Below are 626 nucleotides of genomic sequence, written 5' to 3'. Positions count from 1 at the left end.
TGGCTTTCACGTTCATTATAGATGCATATATTTTCAAAAGTTTAAGCATAGATTTTAATTGTATTTTCCATTTTCTTTAATATCAACCTTGCCAACTTTAATCATTCAAAATCAGCTCCTCTCTGTGTTTCTCCAAAACTGCACCCTCACCATCGGATATTTTATCAAGAATTTTAAGCGAGGCGGCAAGTGCGTCCTTTGTATCTTTATGCGTCCTTTTGTAAAAGGCATAAAGAAGAGTTATAACTCCGTTGTGCTCGTAAAAAATAACCCATACCATTTTTCCGATTGCCATTATTCTTACCTCAAACAGCCTGCTGAATTTACCGCCCGAAAAGTGTTTGACATACGGCTTACCGAAACAGTTTTTATCGTCCTTAACATATTTCATACAAAACATAAATTTGTCTTTTATCTTTGCGTTTGCCTTTTCAAAAAAGCATCTTACAGGACTTTGGGCACCGTCATAATATGTATAAATTCTTCTCACGCCTCTGCCTCCTTTCTATGTTTCTCCGCCCATTGTTTTATCAGCCCGAATACAATACCTTCTATTTGTTCTTTCGAGTATTCTATCGGAAAGTATTCTCTGATTTGCTTATTCTTAATTGTGATATTAACCTTCT

Annotated in this window: 1 protein-coding gene; it reads right to left on the bottom strand. The window is 35.5% G+C overall.

What is annotated here, in order from left to right; translation table 11 throughout:
* Positions 1-97 precede the first annotated feature (97 nt).
* A complete protein-coding gene (locus H8706_RS12300) occupies positions 98-490 on the bottom strand; it encodes a type II toxin-antitoxin system RelE/ParE family toxin (RefSeq protein ID WP_262432866.1) in 393 nt (130 codons plus the stop codon).
* Positions 491-626 lie beyond the last annotated feature (136 nt).

Origin of the sequence: Qingrenia yutianensis (assembly GCF_014385105.1) — a bacterium.
GTDB lineage: Bacteria > Bacillota > Clostridia > UMGS1810 > UMGS1810 > Qingrenia > Qingrenia yutianensis.
This window is presented reverse-complemented; position numbering and strand designations above follow the sequence as displayed.